Source organism: Rhodococcus globerulus (assembly GCF_019334125.1).
GTDB classification, from domain to species: Bacteria; Actinomycetota; Actinomycetes; order Mycobacteriales; family Mycobacteriaceae; genus Rhodococcus_F; species Rhodococcus_F globerula.
The window spans coordinates 1,281,818-1,283,050 of record NZ_CP079698.1; the positions used below are offsets into that span (position 1 = coordinate 1,281,818).

At 61.1% G+C, this 1,233-nt stretch carries 1 protein-coding gene; it reads right to left on the reverse strand.

Annotated features, from left to right (window positions below; all coding sequences use genetic code 11):
- Positions 1-76 precede the first annotated feature (76 nt).
- Positions 77-1,120, reverse strand: a complete 1,044-nt coding sequence (locus KYT97_RS05755; protein WP_045070131.1) for an alpha/beta hydrolase — start codon at positions 1,118-1,120, stop codon at positions 77-79.
- Positions 1,121-1,233 lie beyond the last annotated feature (113 nt).

Below are 1,233 nucleotides of genomic sequence, written 5' to 3' on the forward strand. Positions count from 1 at the left end.
GCTGACCAGCATCTAGGTTAGTCAGCTCTCGAACGATGCGAGAGAAGTGAGCAATAACTCACCGGCTCATCGGTACCTATCGCTGGGTACCGATCGCGTCGGCGATCATGGGCCAGGAGTTGTGCAGATCGTCCTGCCAGTAACCCCACGAGTGAGTGCCGGTCGGCCGGAAGTCGTACGTTGCCGGGATTCCCAAGGTATTGAGGCGATCCGCGAGACGCTGCGTGCACTGATTTGTCCCCGCCTCGATGACGCCGCCCACGATCACCTGATTAGCGAGGACGCCCGGATCTCCATTCACCATCGGCCCCGCCAAGGTCTCATGTGGGCCAGGTAAACCTGTTCCGTTGCTGATGTACAGGTCGATGCCACGCAACTTCTCCGCGTTGACAACCGGATCGTTGGCCACCCAGGCCGGGCTGCCGGGCGGACCCCACATGTTGTTGACGTCGCCGCCGCGGAAGCTGACCACGAAGGTCACATAGTCCTGACCCGGTTGGGTGCTCGTCTCAGCGCAACCGCTGAACGCTCCCACGGCGCGATACACCGACGGCGCCGCTTCGGCCAGACTCAGAACCGATGTGCCGGCCATGGATAGACCAGCGACGGCATTCTCCCCAGTCGTTCCGAGCGTTGCGTCGACGATCGGGGGAAGCTCCTCGGTCAGGAAGGTCGTCCATTTATTGAGTCCGAGAACGGGATCGGGTTGCTGCCAGTCCGTGTAGTAGCTGTATGCACCGCCGATGGGATTGACGACATTGACGTTCTTGTCACCGAAGAAATTGACGACGTCTGTCCGGGTCTGCCACGTCGCCGAATCTTCGCCGCCGCCGGCTCCATTCAGCAGATAGAGCGTCGGCCGCGGCGCGCTCGCATCTGCTGGGAGGATCACCTCGAGCGGTATCACTTTGTCCATCGCCGCCGAGCGGACGTACATCGTCAGTTGGCGGTCGTTGACCACTTCGATGCGATCGAGCGCGGACCCGTCTGCCGATGTCGGTGTGCCGGGGGGAAGAGATCGAGACTGATCGGCAGACGCCAGCGCTACTTCACCGAACAATCCCGTCGACGCAATGAGTGCGCCAACCAGTAGTGCCCGACTGTGTCTGATCCTTCTCATTGCCGCTCCTCGTGCTCGATTGCGGTGCCCGAAAACGGGATGGTCGCTCTTGTGTCATTCCCCCACAGTCCAATCCGAAAACATCACCCGATCAGTACCGTATGCACACGGGT

Bases quoted from the DNA above. Each gene is read 5' to 3' on its own strand.
- KYT97_RS05755 (WP_045070131.1), bottom strand. From the start codon at position 1,120: ATGAGAAGGATCAGACACAGTCGGGCACTACTGGTTGGCGCACTCATT.